Annotated in this window: 2 protein-coding genes; both read right to left on the bottom strand. The window is 35.7% G+C overall.

From position 1 onward, the window contains the following. Positions 1-119: 119 nt before the first annotated feature. Complete coding sequence (locus DRW39_RS22040; protein ID WP_116109417.1) at positions 120-995, bottom strand: DUF4435 domain-containing protein; 876 nt, start codon at positions 993-995, stop codon at positions 120-122. A gap of 10 nt (positions 996-1,005) precedes the next feature. Then, positions 1,006-2,331 (bottom strand): AAA family ATPase, encoded by a 1,326-nt coding sequence (locus tag DRW39_RS22045; RefSeq protein ID WP_232830222.1) that lies wholly within the window; start codon positions 2,329-2,331, stop codon positions 1,006-1,008. Between the last annotated feature and the right edge of the window lie 59 nt (positions 2,332-2,390).

Consider the following 2,390-nt stretch of genomic DNA (forward strand, 5'->3'; position numbering starts at 1 on the left):
CCGCAGGCCGGCTTCACCGGCCAACTTGCGGATCAAGAACTTTCTTTCCTATCCGATAAAGCATCTTCGGCACCCACCATCTTAACCGCCGGCTTGACGATGGCGCAATGTTCTGCGCATTATACTACTGGTTTAACAAAATCACCATTTATCTCACGAATTTGTTGAGCCATACGCGTTTTGATAAATTCGGAAAGTGGATATGAAAGGCGCAAAGCCCTTTCAATTTCAGGTGTAGAGCACCTTTGAGTTGTTGTTTTCCCTATACATTTTTTAAGACCTAATTCTATAATTTTTGCAATGTCGTGCCCATTGGAGTAATCATAAGGGTCGCTACCTTCAATTGTGGATTCTTCGATTTGTCCTACAATTAAGTTCTCGTCATATTGAACACCTTGATTTTTATACCTGATCACAGTGCGGACTAATTCTAAATGTGACTGGTATTCTAACCTATCTTTGTCGATGAATTTTGAAAAATTAATTTCACGGTCATTGGCTTTAGCTTTAAACGACAAGTTATATCTGTTGATGATCGAAATTTTTCTAAAGTGAGCTATCTGCTCGGAAATGTTCAATAAGATTTGTCTTAAAGAATCGCCCTGTCGTTTCTCTATTGTTTCAATTTTACTAGCTGACATATATTCATCAATGAATGCATTGAAGGTGTCTGCTTTGAAGCACATCATTTCAACATCGTGAGCGTCAGTATAAATACACCTATCGTTTAACTGTATTCCTAATATCTCATCAAAATCTTTATCCACTACGGCAAATATTCTATCCTCGTACTCATTGACCGAAGCTAAAATATTTAAAGCTCCAACAGCATTTTCTTTTCCATGGGAAATCTGGATGTAAACCAATTCTGTATTCAAAAATTTTCTATAAAAATCGTAATCTGATTGGCCTTCAACTAATAATATCGTTTCCGAGATAGACTTATCCTGTCGTATAGAGTTTGCAATATAATCTGAGTCAATATACTCTTTCATATTCTTTCCGTTAAACAGTAAGTTCCTTGGTAAGCTCCCAATGTGGTCCTATGATTGCGGGCGAATGGGTAGCAATTATGATTGACATTGGATTAATTTCAATGATTTCTTTCAAGTCCGAAATAACATTTTTTTGCCAGGAAATATGCAGAGATATTTCTGGTTCATCTATTAATACAAGGCTGTGCTGTTTTGTCTTGAATAGTAATTGGTAATATAAAACAATAAGGTGTTGTTCACCCGATGACAAACTTGTAATTGGAATATCTAAATTGGTTTTTTTTGTGCTCCTTATTGTAAACCCATCTTCTTTTGAAACTGCCAATTGCTTTTGAAGCAATCGCGAATTTATAATCTTTTGAAACAATTCAATTTTTGCTACTAGTTGCTTATAAACATCTAATTTCTGATTACTGTCTTCAATATACACTAGTAATACCTCTTTTATGGGTATCTCTTGTTCTATATCAATTGATTCTATGTTAGGCTCCATTTCTAAATCAAGCAATCCAACCTTTTGAAGACGATTTCTCTTTGACTCTAACTCATCTAACCGTTGGTTAACGTCTGATTGAGAAACTGTTGTTGGTTCCTGCAGCCTTTTAATTACTCTATTTGGGAAAGTCCGGTCTAAACGATTAGCTAATTCAGTTGAATCCGCTAATTGTACGTTCATTCTATCTGAAAGGTCATCTGAGTATTCCTCGACTGTGTTTCTGTATTGAAGCCTATTACTTTGTCTAAGCCTAGGATCTTCTAGCGACTTTTTAATAGTCAACAGTCGCTGTGTCTCTATAAGAATAACATCATTTTTTGAAATAGTATTCTGATACCATTCGGGTAATGCTGCAATGTCTGTAGACAAGTTGTCAGGCATCCTATCTCTAAATCTGTAATACAGTTCTTTGGTAGAATATATTTCTTCTGTTCTACGGTCGTACCATTCGTCCTCTTCGATCTGCCGAAGCATTGGCCCAACATATTTTCTAATTTCTCTTTTTAAACGATCTACATTTTGCTTATAATCTGAAAAAGGCATCTCATCTATCTTTTTTCTGCCTTTCATTCTGACAACATTGATCTCGTGATTACCATCTATATTCTCTCGTCTTATGACCCATTTGTATCCATCGTGAAACCATAAAGTCACCTTATCGAAACCCATAGAGTCAAGCAAATATAATTCCCCATCTAAAACGTACTTTATTATTTTTAATATCGCCGTTTTACCTAGCCCGTTCTGACCAAGTATTAAATCTAGACTCTCCTTTCCAAACTTTATATCGTGATTGAAAGTGCCGAACAGACCTTCCACCTTTATTCTTTTAAATTTCATTGCAGTTCGTAACTATTTAGTTTGTTTTCGCTGTAATATATGGTTAGTTGCGCAGAACG

Source organism: Lewinella sp. IMCC34191 (assembly GCF_003390935.1).
Lineage (GTDB): Bacteria > Bacteroidota > Bacteroidia > Chitinophagales > Saprospiraceae > Neolewinella.